Origin of the sequence: Enterobacter sp. JBIWA003 (assembly GCF_019968825.1) — a bacterium.
Lineage (GTDB): Bacteria > Pseudomonadota > Gammaproteobacteria > Enterobacterales > Enterobacteriaceae > Enterobacter > Enterobacter quasiroggenkampii.
In genome coordinates, this window is record NZ_CP074170.1 from 722,552 (window position 1) to 739,197 (window position 16,646).

Annotated in this window: 19 protein-coding genes and 3 tRNA genes; 6 read left to right on the top strand and 16 right to left on the bottom strand. The window is 53.4% G+C overall.

The annotated features are described in order from the left end of the window. Positions 1-160 precede the first annotated feature (160 nt). The 9 genes from opgB to KGP25_RS03525 all read right to left on the bottom strand — a co-directional run bounded on the left by opgB (position 161) and on the right by KGP25_RS03525 (position 7,673). Positions 161-2,452: a phosphatidylglycerol--membrane-oligosaccharide glycerophosphotransferase gene (gene opgB, locus KGP25_RS03485; RefSeq protein ID WP_223539985.1), complete on the bottom strand. Its 2,292-nt coding sequence runs from the start codon at positions 2,450-2,452 to the stop codon at positions 161-163. 270 nt (positions 2,453-2,722) lie between these two features. Beyond that, positions 2,723-3,205: a DUF2501 domain-containing protein gene (locus KGP25_RS03490; RefSeq protein ID WP_024908282.1), complete on the bottom strand. Its 483-nt coding sequence runs from the start codon at positions 3,203-3,205 to the stop codon at positions 2,723-2,725. 83 nt (positions 3,206-3,288) lie between these two features. Beyond that, positions 3,289-4,026 carry a DNA replication protein DnaC gene (gene dnaC, locus KGP25_RS03495; protein ID WP_008502094.1) on the bottom strand — a complete coding sequence of 246 codons (738 nt, stop codon included), beginning with the start codon at positions 4,024-4,026 and terminating at the stop codon, positions 3,289-3,291. After that, positions 4,023-4,568, bottom strand: a complete 546-nt coding sequence (dnaT, locus tag KGP25_RS03500; RefSeq protein WP_048225551.1) for a primosomal protein DnaT — start codon at positions 4,566-4,568, stop codon at positions 4,023-4,025. The genes dnaC and dnaT overlap by 4 nt, the downstream gene beginning before the upstream one ends. Before the next feature lie 148 nt (positions 4,569-4,716). Then, positions 4,717-5,145: an organic hydroperoxide resistance protein gene (locus tag KGP25_RS03505; RefSeq protein ID WP_008502092.1), complete on the bottom strand. Its 429-nt coding sequence runs from the start codon at positions 5,143-5,145 to the stop codon at positions 4,717-4,719. Positions 5,146-5,229: 84 nt separating this feature from the next. Next, the gene (locus KGP25_RS03510; protein ID WP_023293337.1) at positions 5,230-5,682 is read right to left on the bottom strand and encodes a MarR family transcriptional regulator; all 453 of its coding nucleotides are present in this window, start codon (positions 5,680-5,682) and stop codon (positions 5,230-5,232) included. A gap of 41 nt (positions 5,683-5,723) precedes the next feature. Continuing rightward, positions 5,724-6,365: a TetR family transcriptional regulator gene (locus tag KGP25_RS03515; RefSeq protein WP_008502090.1), complete on the bottom strand. Its 642-nt coding sequence runs from the start codon at positions 6,363-6,365 to the stop codon at positions 5,724-5,726. A 67-nt stretch (positions 6,366-6,432) separates the two neighbouring features. Beyond that, complete coding sequence (locus KGP25_RS03520; protein WP_045907727.1) at positions 6,433-6,906, bottom strand: threonine/serine exporter; 474 nt, start codon at positions 6,904-6,906, stop codon at positions 6,433-6,435. Then, a complete protein-coding gene (locus KGP25_RS03525; protein ID WP_048028601.1) occupies positions 6,897-7,673 on the bottom strand; it encodes a threonine/serine exporter ThrE family protein in 777 nt (258 codons plus the stop codon). Before KGP25_RS03525 ends, KGP25_RS03520 begins: the two co-directional genes overlap by 10 nt. A gap of 408 nt (positions 7,674-8,081) precedes the next feature. Here KGP25_RS03525 and KGP25_RS03530 point away from each other — a divergent pair, with 408 nt between their 5' ends. Both KGP25_RS03530 and bglJ read left to right on the top strand, forming a co-directional pair. Further along, positions 8,082-8,819 (top strand): LuxR C-terminal-related transcriptional regulator, encoded by a 738-nt coding sequence (locus KGP25_RS03530; protein ID WP_223539986.1) that lies wholly within the window; start codon positions 8,082-8,084, stop codon positions 8,817-8,819. Beyond that, entirely contained in the window at positions 8,816-9,451 is a 636-nt protein-coding gene (gene bglJ / locus KGP25_RS03535; protein WP_048028597.1) for a DNA-binding transcriptional activator BglJ, read from the top strand. The genes KGP25_RS03530 and bglJ overlap by 4 nt, the downstream gene beginning before the upstream one ends. A 38-nt stretch (positions 9,452-9,489) precedes the next feature. Here bglJ and KGP25_RS03540 read toward each other — a convergent pair whose 3' ends face one another. Then, positions 9,490-9,948, bottom strand: a complete 459-nt coding sequence (locus tag KGP25_RS03540) for a YbaK/EbsC family protein (protein ID WP_223539987.1) — start codon at positions 9,946-9,948, stop codon at positions 9,490-9,492. A 328-nt stretch (positions 9,949-10,276) separates the two neighbouring features. On the opposite strand from KGP25_RS03540, the gene KGP25_RS03545 reads away from it, so the two are divergent. Next, positions 10,277-11,623 (top strand): PTS sugar transporter subunit IIC, encoded by a 1,347-nt coding sequence (locus tag KGP25_RS03545; RefSeq protein ID WP_045907731.1) that lies wholly within the window; start codon positions 10,277-10,279, stop codon positions 11,621-11,623. Between the two features lie 83 nt (positions 11,624-11,706). Here KGP25_RS03545 and fhuF read toward each other — a convergent pair whose 3' ends face one another. Together fhuF and KGP25_RS03555 are read right to left on the bottom strand one after the other, a co-directional pair. After that, complete coding sequence (fhuF, locus tag KGP25_RS03550; protein ID WP_048028595.1) at positions 11,707-12,495, bottom strand: siderophore-iron reductase FhuF; 789 nt, start codon at positions 12,493-12,495, stop codon at positions 11,707-11,709. 95 nt (positions 12,496-12,590) lie between these two features. Then, the gene (locus tag KGP25_RS03555) at positions 12,591-13,655 is read right to left on the bottom strand and encodes a GGDEF domain-containing protein (RefSeq protein WP_223539988.1); all 1,065 of its coding nucleotides are present in this window, start codon (positions 13,653-13,655) and stop codon (positions 12,591-12,593) included. A 215-nt stretch (positions 13,656-13,870) separates the two neighbouring features. Here KGP25_RS03555 and KGP25_RS03560 point away from each other — a divergent pair, with 215 nt between their 5' ends. Beyond that, a complete protein-coding gene (locus KGP25_RS03560; RefSeq protein ID WP_048028591.1) occupies positions 13,871-14,140 on the top strand; it encodes a DUF1435 domain-containing protein in 270 nt (89 codons plus the stop codon). A 38-nt stretch (positions 14,141-14,178) separates the two neighbouring features. On the opposite strand, the gene KGP25_RS03565 is transcribed toward KGP25_RS03560, so the two are convergent. From KGP25_RS03565 to rsmC, 4 genes are all read right to left on the bottom strand, one after another. Next, positions 14,179-14,264: transfer RNA gene (locus KGP25_RS03565), tRNA-Leu, on the bottom strand. A gap of 42 nt (positions 14,265-14,306) precedes the next feature. Beyond that, a tRNA-Leu gene (locus tag KGP25_RS03570) sits at positions 14,307-14,393 on the bottom strand. 28 nt (positions 14,394-14,421) lie between these two features. Continuing rightward, positions 14,422-14,508 (bottom strand) — tRNA-Leu (locus tag KGP25_RS03575). A 172-nt stretch (positions 14,509-14,680) separates the two neighbouring features. Further along, the gene (gene rsmC, locus KGP25_RS03580; RefSeq protein WP_039265277.1) at positions 14,681-15,709 is read right to left on the bottom strand and encodes a 16S rRNA (guanine(1207)-N(2))-methyltransferase RsmC; all 1,029 of its coding nucleotides are present in this window, start codon (positions 15,707-15,709) and stop codon (positions 14,681-14,683) included. A 102-nt stretch (positions 15,710-15,811) separates the two neighbouring features. On the opposite strand from rsmC, the gene KGP25_RS03585 reads away from it, so the two are divergent. Next, positions 15,812-16,225, top strand: a complete 414-nt coding sequence (locus KGP25_RS03585) for a DNA polymerase III subunit psi (protein ID WP_045907736.1) — start codon at positions 15,812-15,814, stop codon at positions 16,223-16,225. Then, entirely contained in the window at positions 16,194-16,637 is a 444-nt protein-coding gene (gene rimI, locus KGP25_RS03590) for a ribosomal protein S18-alanine N-acetyltransferase (protein WP_008502078.1), read from the top strand. The genes KGP25_RS03585 and rimI overlap by 32 nt, the downstream gene beginning before the upstream one ends. Positions 16,638-16,646 lie beyond the last annotated feature (9 nt).

A 16,646-nucleotide genomic window follows, 5' to 3' on the forward strand; every position in this document is an offset into this window, starting at 1 on the left:
CGTGGTGATTTCAGGAGCTGCACATTTTATGGATTTGGTTTTTGGCGGGATATTTATAGATAAAAATGGCTTATATAAGGTGTTTTTATCTAATTTATAAGAATTATATAGGATTATTTATTTTCATAAGCGCCCGGCAGAACGCCGGGCGCGACGCGCATTAACCCGCTTTGCTGATGATTTTGATTTCGACCATGCCGATCCCGATCTCGCGCGGTGAATGCCCAAGGATATTCCCCTCGTTCGTGGACTGCGGGTCCGGCGGCACGATGACCAGGGTATTGCTGCGTGAAGGATTCTCAAAATGCAGCGTGTGCGTGCTCACGTCGTTTCCAAGCGTTAACGTCTGCTCCCGATCGCCCACGCGCACGGGGACGGGCTTGTTAGCATTCGGCCCATAGGCCCTGGCGGTGATCACCAGGTCGAATTGTTCCGGCAGGGGATGGGTGTACTCAATTTTCACCTCATTGCCCAGCTGCGCGTTGGACCAGCGTCCCCAGGACTCCGGCCGCGAGATGCCGCTAAACTGTTTCACTTCTTCCGGCGCGCCGGCCACGTTAAAGATAAAGCTGTCCGCTTTGTAGCGAATATCGTTGTCGACGATTTTCAGCATGTCGACGTTACGCTGATAGCGCGCGGTATCAATCACCGTATCGTTGAAGGCGGTTTTGCCTTTCCAGTTTGCCTTATCCACGTGCTGCACGGTTTGCTCGCCGCCGAGCTGGCCCTGAGAAACACACCAGTCGGTAGAGAGCGCCAGCGGCTGCGACCAGAGCTGGCCCATTTTGTAGCACCGGTCGACCCAGACGAAGTTATCGCGTGGCGCAAAATCGGCCAGCTGATAGCGCAGCGGCGCGGAATACTCGCTTTCTGGCAGCGGCTCAACGCGACCCTCCGACACGCGTACCAGCAGCGGCAGGCGGAAGTTGCTGCCCGAGAAGGCAATGGTGTTTTTATCCCGATCGACGGTGAAGTCCTTCATCTCTTTCGGGAAGTTCCACAGACGGATGATGTCGGGCTTCCAGGCGAGGATTTTTTCCTTCATGTTGAGGAACACTTCCGACAGGGATTGCCCCGACAGCGTGCTGCGGCCCAGGCCAATAAAGTTGTCGCCGCCCAGGATGTCTAGCACGGTGGCGCCGTTATCCATGGAGTTGCGTTTGGTGGCGATCTCCTCCTGCTGCGGCTGGTCGCCGCGCAGGACGAAGAACAGATTGCTGCGATCCTGCTTGTTGAGCTGGTCCCACGCGCTGTTTTTCATCGCCAGATGGTCAGACGAGACGACGATGACGGTGTTTTTAAACCAGGGCGAGGCTTTGATTTTCTCGACCAGCGCGGCAATGTGCTCCTGACTGCAGGTGACGGCGCTAAATGATTTATTGTTTTTACCATCAATGTCATAGCTTTTGCGCTTGCAGGTGCGCGAGACGAACCCGTCAGGATGGTGAGTGTCCACCGTCAGCGCAAAGAGAGAGAAACGCTTGCCCGCGCGGGACAGCTCCTCGAATTTCTTCCAGGTTTCGTCGAGTACCGTATCGTCATAGAAGCCCCAGTCGTTGCGGTAGCTCGGATCGGCAACCGTCGTTTTTAACTCTTCTGAGCCGTACAGGTGGTCAAAACCGTGGGATTTCAGGAACACATCTTTTCCGGCGAAGCGCAGGTTTGCTCCCTGCACAAAATAGTTTTCGTAGCCGGAGTTTTTCAGGATATCGCCGAGGCAAATATTCTGCGGGAAGAAGGTCGACATGGAGGCTGAGGCGTTACCTTCAAAAGGCGCGAACAGCGGGATACCACACTGGGAGGCAACCATACCGGCAATCGTGTAATCCGTACCGGGCAGCTGCATGGTGTGGCTGAAATCGAGACCTTCATTTTTCAGCGCACCCAGATCTGGCGTCAGGTCCGGGAAGGCATCGTTATCAAAGTACGTGCGCTCCAGACTTTCACCGTAGATATAGACCAGATTGAGCGTCGGGTTAGCGATCGTTTTCGACGGCTCTTTGTAGTAAGCCGCGAAATCCGGATCGCCGTCGCGCGACTGGGATTTCACCAGTTCGGTAATCTGATGGAACGCCGGGCTGGCGTCGACGGAGGCCAGCGCCAGGAATAACGCCAGCAGGCTGTAGCCATGATGGTGCGGATGATGGCGACGTCGACGCAGCACCCAGGCCAGTGCGCCAAAAATGGTGACCAGCGCAACGACAAGGCCGAGCCCCGGCAGAATGTACTTGCTTACACCCGCGCCCGTCAGGCTGTTTGTTAGCGTGTAGAGCACCGCATCGTTAATGCCGTCACCGGTAAAGTAATCGCTGGCGTATAAGGTAATGTTTAAAATAATAAAAATGCCGAGCACCACCAGCGTGGCGATAAACCACCAGGTGTGACGGCCGGCTTTCCAGGCGTAAACGCCGACAGAAGCCAGAAAAAGGATAAGAGACAGGAATTCAGACAACAGCATATCCTCGTGACGCCAGATGCTTTGCTGGCTAACTGTTTATTTTTTGGGTCATACAATGTAATTGCGATGTCGTTAAGCTGCAATTTTAGTGTCACGAAAGTGTGCTGTTGTTAGGATTTGGTTTAGAAAATCGTTTTTATGAAGACGTGCACATCCTGACAAACGGACGCTGAGACGGTGGCAGGCAGGAAAAACGCTCATTTAGCGCCGCGCTGCAAGACTATCGCATTAAACGCGGCGTGTTGTGGCAGAAAATGGGGTGGATCAGGAGATGAAATTAACGCCTTGTTTCAGCACCAGATCGCAGGCTTTGGTTTTCACCTGTTTGGCCAGAGAAGAGTTGCCGAGGGTGCTCAGGTTAAGCTGCTGCCCGTTCTGCGCGTTAAGCAGGCCCTGAATGCCGTCCATGTAGTTGGTGTCCGCTTTTTGCTCCTGGGTATCCAGACCCAGTTTACCCAGCACCTGGTTTTTCACGTTTTGCGCGTCGGTCACGGAGGCCAGTTTTTGCTTCGCGCAATATTCCAGAATCCCCGCCGCGTTGTTCATCGTGCCCGCGCTCAGGCTCTGACCGCTGTTGCCCAGCAGGCTGGTGAGGGAAGAGGCGGAGAGTCCGCCCTGCGTGCTGCTGCTCTCTTTGGTCAGCTCGTTTGCTGCGCTTGACAGGGACTCCTGCCAGGACGCCGCCTGCGCTGCACCGGTTACCAGCAGCGCACCTAAAAAGGTGCTGATTAGAATCTGTTTTTTCATCATGGCTCTCTCAAAAAGGTCCGTTTTGGGCCGAAGGGGTTCCAGTATATACCTGCGACCTGTCGGCGATTCCTGGAACTGTCTTAATACTCTTTCCCGGTGACGCGGCTGCGGTAACTGTCCCAGTCGAAGATGACATACAGGCTGTTGCCCAGCTTCATGCGGTCCATGACGCGTTCCCCCAGCAAGCGGGTCATCTCGTCGATGTTGTGGTTTGTCAGCATGCCGGTGGGGCGTTTGGATGAGGAGCGGCGATCGACAATCTGGTTAATGATCACCTTTTCATAGCGGGATTCCGTCTGAACGCCAATCTCGTCGATGACCAGCAGGTCGACATTACTCAGATCGTTAAGCAGCTGTTCTTCACTGGTTTCGCGGTTGCTGAAGGTGTCTTTCATCGCGGACATGATATCGGCCACGGTGATGATCAGGACCGATTTACCGCGCAGAAGCAGCTCGTTGCAGATGGCGGCAGCCAGGTGGTTTTTGCCGGTGCCCGGCTTGCCGCTAAAGATGAAGCTGGCGATATTGCCGTCGAATTCATCCACGTACTGCCGCGCGGCGGCCAGCGCGTTCATCTGCCCGGTGGTCTCAATTTTATAATTATCGAACGAGCAGTTCTGGTGCAGGGGACGAATACCGGAACGGTTAAAGGTGCGCTGCATTTTCATCGCCCGATTTTCGCGGGCAAGCGCGGCGGCGCGGATCTTACCTTGCTCTTTTTGCCACGCCAGCAGCTCTTCACCGGTGGTGAAAGCAGGCTTCACGTTGGCAGGCATCATTTTTTGCAGACGTTTCATCAGGTCGCCGACGTTCTTCATTTCGCACCTCGGAATCCGCTGGGGATCTGTTTATCCGGTTCTGAAAACGCATTGATATCACGTTTTGGCTGGCCATTGTTGCCGGCGCGGGTAATCTGGAGATGACGCGCGAGCTTTTGCTGCCACTGAATATGGGTGAACACTTTCCCTTCCGCCTGCCACCAGGCGGTAAACGCGGCAAGCTCTTCCGCGGTGGCGGGTTGGGTTAACGCAATGCCCCACAGCGCGGCCTGCCGCTGAAAATCTGCATCCGGCTGCCAGCCCGCATAGAGGGCGAATTTACCCATCGGAACGGTCACGGGAACGTTAACCGGTTCATCAAAGAACTGGTTATCCAGCGTGACATCGCTTGCCGGGCGTGACAATTGCGCTTCGATCTCCAGAAGCTGTGCCAGACGTTCCGGTGTGATTGCGTAAAACGCTGGCGCGTTGTCGGCAAAAACCGCAACCGTGCCCCCTTCGGCGTGGGTCAACACACCGCGAGGGTCGCGCATAAAGGCATCAATACCAGCAATGCTGGTGGTCAGAATTCTGGAGGACATAACGCTTACTCTACTGATGACTACGGGCGTGATATGGGCTTATGGTAGCACAGAGAGGGGAAAGGGAAGGAGGGGATTTCCCCGGCGGCGCTGCGCTTCCCGGGGCTACAGTTGTAGGCCTGATAAGCGCAGCGCCGCCGGGCCGTTATCACGCGATGATGTTCAGCGTGACGTCGATGTTGCCGCGGGTTGCATTAGAGTACGGGCAAACAATGTGCGCCGCATCGACCAGCTTTTTAGCTTCCGCAGGATCCATACCTTCAACATGGATGTTCAGTTTTGCTTCAATACCAAAACCGGTAGGCAGCGGGCCAATACCCACTTCGCCTTCAATAAAAGCATCTTTAGGCAGGGTAAATTTGTCGCGTGCGGCCACGAATTTCATCGCGCCCAGGAAGCAGGCAGAGTAGCCCGCGGCAAACAGCTGCTCAGGGTTGGTCACGTCTCCCCCCATGCCGCCCATCTCTTTTGGCACACCCAGTTTGACGTCCAGTACGCCATCGGAGGAGGTGGCACGACCGTCACGGCCACCGGTGGCTTTTGCTTTGGCGGTATAAACAACTTTTTCTAAAGACATGGCAGGTTCCTCATCTTGTTTTAATGTGTACTATTAAATAGCGTGCGATATATATGGATAAATAATAACGCGTAAAGTATAGCGTTACGCGCGGTGTAGCTGTTGTCGCAAAAGTTCGAGCTGCTGTTTGAGCGCCAGCAGGGTGTCAGTATCACACTGCGCTGCGCACCCTACCGCATGGGGGATACCCAAAGCCTGCTGCTGGAGCTCACGTCCCGCTTCACTCAGGGTGACGGCGACCTGACGTTCGTCTTTGCGTGAACGGTGGCGGTTGATGAGCCCGGCGCTTTCCAGACGCTTCAACAGCGGCGTCAGGGTCGCAGAGTCAAGGAACAGCCGTTCACCGATGTCCGACACCGTCATATCATCCTGCTCCCACAGCACCAGCATCACCAGATATTGCGGGTAGGTCAGGTTCAGCGGTGCCAGCAGCTGCCGGTACAGCTTGTTAAGCGCCAGATTTGCCGAATAGAGGGCAAAGCAGAGCTGGTTATCCAGCTTGAGCGCAGCGGTTGCATCGTTCGTTTTCGCGTTCATGAGATGAATATAGATAGTGTACGATTTAATTGCAAGCAATTTTATGGGCAGGTGTAACGGAGCGCCACCTGAACGGCCATTTTGCGGTAGTGCTGGCGCTGCGCCTGTTCGTCTGCGCCTTCTTCAAACAGCAGCGTAAAGGTGTAGCTGTTGGCAACGTAGTGAAAGCTGAAGCTGCTTATCAGACGATGAAGATCGCGGGCGTCTACCGTCTCACTGAAGAGCTGTTTTTCTTTCCCCCGGCGCAGGATCTCCTCCAGCAGGTCGAGCGCGCTGCGGTTGACCTGGCGGAGATAGCTCGACTGCTGCATAAAGCGGCCGCGCTGCATGTTTTCCATGCAGATAATCCGGATGTAGTCAGGGTGGTCGGCATGATAGTCAAAAGTGGCTTCAACCAGATTGACCAGCGCTTCGACCGGGGGCATTCCCGTCAGGCTTAGCGCTTTTTCACTGGCGCGAATCTGGGTGTAAACATGTTCCAGTACCAGGAGATAGAGGTTCTCTTTATTCTTGAAATGGTAAACCACCATGCGTTTGGTGGTGCCCGCTTTCTCTGCGATCTGCTCCATCCGTGCACCGTTCAATCCATACTCGGCAAAAAGCGCGATGGCGCTCTGAAAGATTTTCTCTTTCAGGCTGGATTCTTCACTGTGCTCGGGGTGTTCGCTGCCAGGGTTAGCCACATCCTTTCCTTATTTTCACCAAACGGACCAGACGGATTATCTCCACGGCAGCGAAATAACACAAATATCAAACGCGTGGGCGTTTGCGGTACAGCCACAGGCCGGGGATCGACAGCCCGATGGAGAGCGCGCCGACGATGGAGGACGCCTTAAGAAAGTTGCTCAGGAGGAGGATCATCTGAGGCTCGGTATAGCCGAAATGGCTGATTTTCACCGCGGAAATCATTGCGGTATAGGCCGATATGCCCGGGAACATCGGGATCACCGCGGCAACGGTGAATACTTTGGGATGTGCCAGGTACCAGCGCGACCACTGAATGCCGATACTGCCGACCAGCATGGAGGCCATAAATGTCGACCATTCGATGTTAAAACCCGCCGTCATCATCACCATGCGTGAGCCATGGCCAATCGCGCCCAGCAGGGCACACCACGGCAGAGCGCGTTGCGGGACGTTAAATACCATCGCGAAGCCGATGGCCGGAATCGCGGCCAGAAGCATGTCCTGCGCCAGTGCCAGCAGAAAATCGATCACGCCCATCCGCGTAGCCCCCAGAGTGTCATGGCCATGACCACGCCGATGCAGGTCGCCAGCGTCAGCAGGCTGGCGATAGCCCAGCGTGCCAGACCGGTATTGATGTGCCCTTTAAACATGTCGGCGACGGCGTTGATCAACGGAAAGCCCGGAACCAGCAGAAGCACGCTGGCGGCCATGGCAACGGTCGGGGTGTTGGCAAACTGCGGCAGACGCAGCAGCAGGCCAGAAACCGTGGTGGCGACAAATGCGGTAATGCAGAAGTTAATTTGCGGGTGCAGCTGCCGATGCGTCAGCAACTGGCGAACATACATGGCGATACTGCTGGCGAAAAAGGTGATGATTGCTCCGTCCCATCCGCCTTTGTTGAGCTTACAAAAGCAGGCGCACGAGAGCCCTACCATCAACACGACGAGCCAGCGCGGATAACGTAATGGCTTGATCTGGTTGAACCGTTTTTCAATCTCCCTGAGATCGAGAAGCTTATGTTCAGCGAGGATGACAATGTGCTGCACTTCGGTCACGACGTGCATGTTTATGCCGCGGTCATGGTTTTTGCGCGTGGAGGTCAGGCACTGACCGTCTTTAATCGTGGTCAGCACAATGGCATTAGATGAGATGGCACTTTCGACGCTGTCCATCCCTAGCGCCAGCCCCAGCCGGGTGGAAAGCTCCTCAACCAGCGCGCTTTCCGCGCCGTGCTGAAGCAGAAAAAGACCGCACTGAATACATAGCCGCGTGATAGCACGCTGCGTTGACCGCTCTGCCTGCATGTCGTGTCCTGAAAAAGATGGAGAGGTTGCCGGTTAGCTCATAATGAGTACTTTTAGCACAAAGTGCAGTCCCTCTTGCTGTGGGCCAGATCAAGGTTTGTGCAAACAGTGGCTGGCGGTGACGTGAAAGGGGGTGGGATTAATTTATTAATGCCGTGAATTATTAATATCAAAATATAAAATATTTGTATTTAGTTATTCTAATTTTAAATTGTCGTTATTTTAATGACTCCACAATTAAATTTTATTTCGCTTTGTGAGATATTACTGCTGTTTAGGCATTTCTTAAACTAAGCATACATCTCATCTTCTGCTTGTATTAACCAGTCTTACACTCAGGGACGAAATAGTCATACGTTGATGTGTTTTAACGTTACTCATCAAATGAAAAATGGACACGGAGGGTCTATGTTGTCATTGCATGGTAAGCATGGCGTTGTCATTAGCCGGATGCCCGTGATGCAAAACGGGTTAGGGGGCGTGATGGCACGTCATTTCCCCGATTTTGAATTGAGCTATTGCCGCTCATTGCAGGAATTAACGCTGCTCCAGTTACGCCGCGCGGACGTCATTATTGCCGATATTTCAGGCGAATACAGGAATCCTCGGGGTGCGCTTGAAGAATACTACAGTTTATTGAATCAATACCGGGACATTCACTGGATCTTTTTAGTCTCGCGTCCGCTTTACCCTATTGCGGTTGAGTTACTTATGCGCCCGGAAAGTACGTTGCTTTCTGATATGGAACCCATTGAAGGCGTGGTTAACGCGATTCGGGCAGGGAGTGAGCGGGCAGAGCGGATAAGCCAGACGTTATTAACCCCGGAGCCTCAGGGCACGGAGGATGAAAGCGAACACGTTATCGCGCTTACGCACTCCGAACGTAAGGTCCTGCGTCTGTTAGGGAAAGGATGGGGGATTAACCAAATCGCCACATTGCTTAAGAAGAGCAATAAAACCATCAGTGCGCAGAAAAACAGTGCGATGCGACGGCTTTCATTACGCAGCAATGCGGATATGTACGCCTGGATCAACAGTACACAGGGAGTGAGAGAGCTGAGTTTGTTGTCAGCCTATGGAGAGTTCGAGGAATGGAAAAAACCGATTCAACAAGACATATCGCCATCATCGAAAGTTGCACGATGACGGCTGTCGGGCTAAAGCATCTTTTTGCCATGCCCGGCCTGAGCCATTACCAACTACACCTGTTTAGTGAATTTGACAGCTTTAAGAATGCACTTCGTCACGTTAATTTTTTCTCGCTGATCTATTCCCTTTCCGATGCGCGAGAGGAGCGTCGTAACTGCCTGGCGCACCTGCGGGACCTTGCGTTTACGCACGGCCATATCCAGCGCATCATTTTGGTTTCTGACGAGATGGAAGCACGGCTAATTAGTCATCTTTCTCCATCACGCCTGCACGGTGTCGTCAGTAAATCGGTGACGCTTGAGCATCTGCAGAAGGAACTCGTGGAGTTGCTGAGCGAAACGCTGCGTATCAATGACAATATGCTGAATCATTGGTACCGGAGCCAAAACAGGATGCTGAGCCCCACAGAAAGGGCAATATTGCGTTATATGTCCTGCGGGTATTCCATCCCTGAAATCGCGGCACATCTTGAACGGAATATTAAGACCATCCGGGCACATAAGTTTAATGCGATGGTGAAACTGGGCGTGAATTCAGACGTAGGGTTACTCGATGCGGCAGATATTATTACGCATCTTCCTGCAAGAGAGCCGCAATGTTTGACTCTCCTCACGCCCACCTTTTTATAAAGCGTTTTTTGCGCGCCAGATACGCTCTGGCGCGTCAATCAGATACAGACATCCACCCATTTTGCGGAAGTCAGCTCTGCCATTCTGTCAGGTGAAATGCGCACAGCGCTGTGAATTGCGCCTGCGGCAGGCAGCACTTCGGCGTACTGCTTTAAAGAGACATCGCAATACACCGCGAGCGGGTTTTCCAGCCCGAACGGGCACACGCCGCCAACGGGATGACCGGTGATGGTCACTACTTCATCACTGCTGAGCATGCGCGCTTTCGCACCAAACGTGTCTTTCAGCTTTTTGTTATCCAGACGCGCATCGCCTTTCGCCACGACCAGAATCACCTCATTTTTAATCTTGAGTGACAGGGTCTTGGCGATTTGTCCCGGCTCGACACGATGGGCGGCAGCAGCCAACGCAACGGTAGCAGTACTTTGACTAAGCTCAATAACGTCTATATCCGGCGCGTTGTCGGCAAAAAACTGCTGTACAGACTGCAAACTCATTGTTTCCTCCTGACAAATATCCTGCGTAATCTGTCATAAGAAATTATGCTCTGTAAATATCTCTTAAGTAACAAATATCCCAAACGGCTGATTTCTGGATCCTCTTCACAATCACAGAAACCGGTTACAGTAACCGGTTGCAGAGCGGGAAGCGTAGATTAATACTGAGTACGTAACGTCCCCTGTATCCAATAATAAGAGCCAAATATGAAACCATTTCGTCTGAGCAGTACCGCTGGTTGGCAAGCCAGCAAGGTTGTGAAGCTGATGTATGGAACAACGTGCGGCGCGTATGTGCCCGTAACAAACGTCTGACAGGAGATCTGCCATGTCTGCCAACCATGCTGCGTTTAACCTGATATTCCGTTTCGTCGAAAATTACGTCAGCCCGATAGCCGGGCGGATCTCGTCCCAGCGTCATGTTATGGCTATTCGTGACGGGTTCATCTCCGCGATGCCATTTATGATTGTGGGTTCGTTTTTGTTAGTGTTCGCTTACCCACCTTTTTCGCCTGATACCACCTGGGGTTTCGCCCGTGCCTGGTTGGATATGGCGAAGCAGTTTGAGGGCCAAATCCTGACGCCGTTTGATATGACAATGGGCATTATGTCCATTTATATCTGTGCGGCCATTGCCTATAACCTTGGCAAACACTACGTCAAATCTCATCAGCTGGACCCGTTTATGTGCGCCATGCTGTCGCTGATGGCGTTTCTGCTGGTCGCGGCACCCAAAACCAAAGGCACGCTCCCTGTCGACAGTCTGGGGGGAACGGGCATTTTTACCGCGATTCTGGTGGCGATTTACTGCGTTGAAATGATGCGTTTCCTCAAAGCGCATAACATCGGCATTCGCCTGCCGGACCAGGTCCCGCCGATGATCAAAAACTCTTTTGATCTGCTGATCCCGGTGCTGGTGGTGGTGGTGACCCTCTATCCTCTGAGCCTGGTGATTCAGTCTCAGTTCGGCATGCTGATCCCGCAGGCCATTATGTCGGTCTTTAAACCTCTGGTTTCCGCGGCGGATTCTCTGCCTGCGATCCTGCTGGCCGTGTTGATTGGTCATCTGCTGTGGTTCGCCGGTATCCACGGCGCTGCCATCGTCTCCGGAATGTTGCAGATGTTCTGGCTGACTAACCTGGGCGCTAACCAGACCGCACTGGCCGCCAGCCAGCCTCTGCCGCATATCTTCATGGAGGCGTTCTGGACGTTCTTTATCGTGATTGGCGGGTCGGGCGCCACGATGGGGCTGGTGATTTGTTATCTGCGCAGTCGTTCAGCGCATTTACGCTCTATTGGCCGTTTGAGCGTGGTTCCCAGCTTCTTTAACATCAACGAGCCGGTTATTTTCGGTACACCGATTGTAATGAATCCGGTGTTCTTTATTCCGTTCCTGCTGGCACCAATGGTCAACGCCGTGCTGGCGTGGGCGGCGATGACGTTTGATTTGATTGGGCGCGTCATCTCGGTCGTTCCCTGGACGGCACCGGCGCCGATAGGGGCTGCGTGGGCCCTGGGCTGGGACTTCCGCGCGGCGATTCTGGTTGTGGTTCTGGCCTGCGTATCGGCGATCATCTACTTCCCGTTCTTCAAAGTGTATGAGAAGCAGCTGCTGGAGCAGGAAGCGGAAGAAGCGCAGCGTAGCGCGGAAGAGGACAATCAACAGGTGGCATAGGTGAAAACAAAACGGCAACGCAGGTTGCCGTTTTTTGTTTTTGTAGGCCCGGTAAGCGAAGCGCTACCGGGCAATTCACTGCTCTACTTCAGCGTGCAATCTCCACACTGCTTAACGTCCGGCAGGCGATAACGCTGGCAGCAGGTGCGGCGAACCAGAAGCCCGTCACGGAGTACAACGGTGCGGAATAGCGGGTTGTCACGGCCATCGGAAAGCTGCCTGGCAAAGAAACAGGACTGACGCAGGGCCTCAACGTTCTCATCACCGAGAAGCGGCTTCATTTCCGTTAAATACCAGTGGATTAAATAGCCCGTATTGCTCCAGATAAGCTTCCCGTTAATCTCTCCCGTCGCTTCCAGCGCTTCCACCACCGGGATCAGAGTCTGGGTGATGAGCTGCTCCATACGTTCCTGAGCCGTCAGGGGTTCAGCGCTGTGGTTCTCGTGGAGATCAATCCAGAAGCAGGCAGCACGTCCGGTTTCGTGAAACTCAACATGGAAATTATCCGGCGAGAGTTCCAGCATGCTCTTCTGTGTTAACAGCGCCAGCATGAGCGGCGGCACCATCAACCCGATATACCACTGCGCCCAGAGAGAGAGCAGGGGTTTATTTTCCCGCGTAAGGGTGGGTTGATTGCGATAGATATGGTCGGAATAGGTGGCCAGCAGCGATTGCAGCTTTGACGGCTGTCGCCACTCTGAGAGTGTCATTGCATGGGACGGGGGCGCTTCATCAAGCCGGATAAAATCCAGCAGATGGGCGCGCGTTTCCGCAATTTTGTCCCGTATCGCATCTGCAAGCGAAGCATTCCCGCTGGTGAGCGGCGCTCGCCAGAGGAGAGGTTCGACAATGTGTGCAGTATGCGTGGCCATAGTATAGATAGAAATCTAAATGATAATGATTGCCAATCCTAACTATTGCTCATACCAATGGCAAGACTTTTGTCCGGGTGACATCGTCGTTATGTCTACGCCGTCTGAATCTCTTCACTTAACAGAATGTTATTGCGTCCCATATGCTTTGCTTCATAGAGGGCTTTGTCCGCTTTTTCCAGCGCGCCTTCCACGTCTTCATCCTCGAAAATGGCGATACCAATGCTGATGGTGACGTTTGTCGCGACGCTTTCGTTAAACAGATGCGGGATTTTCAAATCATAGACTTTCTGACGGATCCGCTCGGCCGTCTGGCGGGCGTGTTCGAGTGAAATGTTGGTCAGCAGCACCATAAACTCTTCCCCACCAAAACGCGCCACAATATCGCGAGAACGCACGGCATCGCGGATTGCTGCAGAGACGCGCTTCAGCGCCTGGTCGCCCATCATATGGCCGTAATGGTCGTTATAGGCTTTGAAGTGGTCGATATCCATCAGCAGGACAAAGTGCTCGCCATTTTCTACCGTGGGCAGATTCTCCAGACGGCTTTGCAGACCGCGACGATTATAGAGCCCGGTAAGCGGGTCCATCATGCTGAGATCGGTAAGGGTTTCTCGTTCTTCCAGAAGGCGAGAGAGCAGCTCCTGAGCGAAACGGTCGTTGCGTCTTTGCAAAATGTTATGAATAGCAATTGCCACCACAGGAAGTGCGAAAGAATAGGTCATTCTCAGCCATATATCGTGATCGCTTAACCACAGGCAGACAATAAAGGTGGGCAGTGAATGCAGCGTAAAGGCTTTGATATTACTGGCGAACGCCAGCGTGCCGATAAAAAGCACCGTTAAAAGCGCGATTAACAAATACGTCGCATGATCATGGGTAATTAAGGCGGATTTGGAGACAATTTGCCAGGCCCACAAAATACCGAAGATCCCTGAAACGACAGGAATATTTATCTTCCGCGCGCGCTTTCTCCAGTGCCAGATGAACAGGCCGGTACTGATGGAGAAAATAGCAATCAGAGGGGCGGAAAACAGGCGTACAGAATTGAGCGGGTTTGTTACCGAGAACACAGCCGAGGTTGCGTTCAGAAATAAAAATAAACGTAACGATAATTGATATTTTCTGTGAACCAAAGACCGCCAGGATTGTGATGTCATAGTCGTGTGTTTTTATTAAAATTTAATTAAAACAAATAAATAGATGTCGTTTCGCAATAAAATATGCAAAAAGCGCAAAGAGTAATTATCAGAAAATCTTTAGACGTTGTTAACAGGTGCGCAATTTATCACCTTAGGCAATTCCTGTCATTACGGGAAAGGTAAAGGTCGATGGATTTTGATTCATTCAGCTGACAAATGATAATCTCTGTCATATGATATTAGTTATCATTATCGTTGAAAGAGGGCAGATCATGTTGAACAGGGCGCTGGGCAGCGGTTGGGGGGTATTGCTACCGGGAGCCATTCTCGGCGGTTTGACGTTTGCCGATCTCTCTCTTGATACCTGGAAAGCCATCATTGTGTCAGGACTGTTAGTCACGTCAGGCATGATCTGGCATAAGCAACTGCGTCACTTTGTTTTACTGCCATCGTGTGTCGCGCTGGTCAGTGGAATTCTGGTGATACTGATGAGTTTGAAATAACAGGGAAAAGAAGATATTCAGAGGGGTTGTAAGATAATTGGTGCGAGGGGGGGGACTCGAACCCCCACATCCTAAGGACACTAACACCTGAAGCTAGCGCGTCTACCAATTCCGCCACCTTCGCACAGTCATCTTACTTTTTATTGCTATGTTGATATCGCCTCGTTGGTGCGAGGGGGGGGACTCGAACCCCCACATCCGTAAGGACACTAACACCTGAAGCTAGCGCGTCTACCAATTCCGCCACCTTCGCCCAGTGCGAGCAATATCATTGTGATTTATGGTGCGAGGGGGGGGACTCGAACCCCCACATCCGTAAGGACACTAACACCTGAAGCTAGCGCGTCTACCAATTCCGCCACCTTCGCATACCATCGATACTGTAAAAGTATCGTAACCACGGAGGCGCATTCTAGATGTTTTCAGCTTTACGTCAACAGAAAAGTGCGCGTGATGCCTTGATTGATGGAAAAATGGCCGATGGACGCGCCCTGTATAGCCGGATGGCGCTTTCGCGTATCCGGCCTACAGGGGAGGCGATTACTTTTTGGCCTGACGCGTCATCACGGTGCGGTAGACCTTAAAGCGACCCGTCTGGGCGATAACTTCGTGGAAGCCAAAGGTTTCATCCAGCACTTTCGGGTACGCCAGGAAGGCGTTCGCGACGATACGCAGCTCACCGCCGCTGTTGAGGTGACGGACAGCACCACGGATCAGCGTTTGTGCTGCTTCCAGGCTGGTCTCCATACCGTCGTGGAACGGCGGGTTAGAGATGATCATGTCGAAGCGACCGGTGATGTCGGAGAAGACGTTGCTCGCAATCACCTCGCCTTCAATGCCGTTTGCGGCAAGCGTTGCGCGGCTGGCTTCAACCGCCGGGGCGCTCACGTCACACAGGGTTAAGCGCACCTTTGGCGAATGGCTGGCGAGCACGGTAGAGAGCACGCCCGCGCCGCAGCCCACGTCCAGCACTTTGCCTTTGGTGTGCGGCGTCAGAGTGGAAAGCAGCAACTTGCTGCCCGTATCCAGCGCATCACGGCTGAACACGCCAGGCAGCGTTTTGATGGTCAGGCCGTCAAGCTGGTACTCGTCCCAGTATGCCTGCGCATCAAATGTTGTCTGTTTTTCCAGACGGCCATGGTACAGACCACAGCGGCGAGCGCTGTCGACTTTGTTCAGCGGCGCATAGCCTTCCAGCAGCTGTTCCGCGCTACGCACGCCGCTGCGGTTTTCACCGACCACGAAAATATCGCAGCCGACCGGCAGCAGGGAGAGCAGGTTCATCAGCTGGAACTGGGCTTCCGGTTTATTCTTCGGCCAGTAGTAGATCAGCGTATCGCAGTCGGCGATGTCGCTCTGCTCTGCCACCAGGCTAAAGCGCGCGCGCTCGCCCATCTGGCGGCTCAGCACCTGCCAGTGGTGGTAGTATTGGGTGTGGGCACGGCTTTCAGCACAGTCGAAACGCGCGGGCAGGTCATCCTGCATATCTCCGGCAAACAGAATACGGCTTTCTTCGAAATCATCACTGTGACGCAGCAAGACTTCACTTGCCGGGGTAAATGCAGACATGAATTGTTCCTCAATAAACTCAGGCGGGGATTATAGTAGGTAGATGGCGCACTTTCGACACATTTGCTATATTTGCGCGCCTGAGAGACAGGAGTTTTCCCTATGACATCCCGACGAGACTGGCAGTTGCAGCAACTGGGCATCACCCAGTGGGCTTTGCGTCGCCCGACGGCGTTGCAGGGCGAAATCGCCATCTCCATCCCGGCGCACGTTCGTCTGGTGATGGTGGCGGAAGAACTGCCTGCCCTGAATGACCCCCTGATCGATGATGTCCTTCGCAGCCTGAAGCTGACGGCCGACCAGGTTTTACCGCTGACGCCAGAGCGTGTCGCGATGCTGCCTCCTGATAGTCGCTGTAACAGCTGGCGTATCGGAGAGGCGAATGAGATCTCTCTTCAGGGGAGCCAGATCTGCTCGCCAGCGCTGGACGAACTGAAAGCCAACCCAAAAGCGCGCAGCGCGCTATGGCAACAAATCTGCGAATATGAACACGATTTCTTCCCTCACGACGCCTGACCTGTCCACAGCGTTCGCGATTGAAACACGCGCCCACGCGTTTCCGTGGAGCGAAAAAACCTTCGCCAGCAATCAGGGCGAACGGTATCTGAACTACCGCCTGGACGTTGACGGCACCATGGCCGCTTTCGCGATCACGCAGGTTGTTCTTGATGAGGCGACGCTGTTTAATATCGCGGTTGATCCCGCGTTTCAGCGCCGTGGGCTGGGAAGAGAACTGCTTGAGCACCTCATCCGTGAGCTCGAAACCCGTGACGTTTTCACCCTGTGGCTGGAGGTGCGCGCGTCGAATGTCGCCGCCATCGCGCTCTATGAAAGCTTAGGCTTTAACGAGGCGACAATCCGCCGTAACTACTACCCCACCGCAGAGGGACGTGAAGACGCCATCATAATGGCTCTGCCGATTGGATAATAAAAAATA